Here is a 1,321-nt window from a genome sequence, read left to right as displayed (position 1 = left end):
TGAATCGCCCCGGGTTCTGAGGAGGCTCCAACTCTTGAGAGAATGGAGCCATGAACAAGTCTACGAAGTTTTCCCCTGAGGTCCGCGAGCGCGCGGTGCGCATGGTGCAGGAGCACCGTGGCGAGTACCCCTCGCTGTGGACGGCGGTCGAGTCGATCGCCCCGAAGATCGGTTGTGTGCCGCAGACCTTGCTGAGCTGGGTTCAACGGCACGAGATCGATACTGGCGTGCGCGAGGGCGTGACCACCGCCGAGGCGCAGCGCGTGAAAGAACTCGAGCGCGAGGTCAAGGAGCTGCGCCGGGCCAACGAGATCCTGAAGCTGGCGAGCGCTTTTTTTGCCCAGGCGGAGCTCGACCGCCGGCTCAAGTCTTGAGGACGTTCGTCGACGCGCATCGAGCCACGTTCGGGGTCGAGCCGATCTGCAAGGTGTTGCAGGTCGCCCCGTCGGGTTATCGCCGGCACGCCGCTCTTGCACGCGAACCGCACCGTCGCTGTGCCCGGGCCAAACGCGACGCGCTGCTGCTGCCGGAGATCGAGCGTGTGTGGCAAGGCAACATGCAGGTCTACGGTGCCGACAAGGTCTGGAAACAACTGGACCGTGAAGGGATGACTGTTGCCCGTTGCACGGTCGAACGCCTGATGCGTCGACTGGGCTTGCGCGGTGTCGTGCGTGGCAAGGTGGTGCGTACCACCGTCAGCGATGGCAAGGCGCCGTGTCCGCTGGATCGCGTCAATCGGCAGTTCCGCGCCGAGCGGCCGAACCAGCTCTGGGTCTCGGACTTCACCTACGTTTCGACCTGGCAGGGCTGGCTCTACGTGGCCTTTGTCGTCGACGTATTCGCGCGCCGCATCGTCGGTTGGCGTGTGAGCACCTCGATGAAGACCGACTTCGTGCTCGACGCCCTGGAGCAAGCCCTCTACGCACGCCAACCGGAGCGGGACAGCGCCTTGATCCATCACAGCGATCGCGGGTCGCAATACGTGTCCATCCGCTACAGCGAGCGCCTGGCCGAGGCGGGCATCGAGCCGTCGGTGGGCAGCAAGGGCGACAGCTACGACAACGCACTCGCAGAGACCATCAACGGCCTCTACAAGGCCGAACTGATCCACCGCCGGGCGCCGTGGAAAAGCAGGGAAGCGGTCGAACTGGCCACGCTGGAATGGGTGGCCTGGTTCAACCATCACCGCCTGCTCGGATCGATCGGCTATATCCCACCGGCAGAGGCCGAGGCAAACTACTACCGGCAACTCGCCAGTCAGGCAGCCACCGTGGAGGCCTGACTTAAACCAAACAGCCTCCACGGAACACGGGGCGGTTCA

At 64.4% G+C, this 1,321-nt stretch carries 1 protein-coding gene and 1 other annotated feature; the gene reads left to right on the top strand.

Annotated elements, in window-relative coordinates:
* Window positions 1–50 precede the first annotated feature (50 nt).
* Window positions 51–1,282 (top strand): IS3 family transposase gene (locus tag BDW41_RS22865; RefSeq protein ID WP_110301702.1). Its coding sequence is split into 2 segments (ribosomal slippage): window positions 51–339 and window positions 339–1,282, totalling 1,233 coding nucleotides; the frame shifts between segments, so codons are not numbered across the junction.
* Window positions 329–445 (top strand) — a sequence feature (AL1L pseudoknot). (Overlaps the previous gene by 117 nt.)
* Window positions 1,283–1,321: the final 39 nt, after the last annotated feature.

Origin of the sequence: Dyella sp. AtDHG13, from assembly GCF_003201105.1 — a bacterium.
GTDB lineage: Bacteria > Pseudomonadota > Gammaproteobacteria > Xanthomonadales > Rhodanobacteraceae > Dyella > Dyella jiangningensis_B.
The sequence above is the reverse complement of the archived record's forward strand: the minus strand, read 5'-3'. Positions and strand labels throughout refer to the sequence as shown.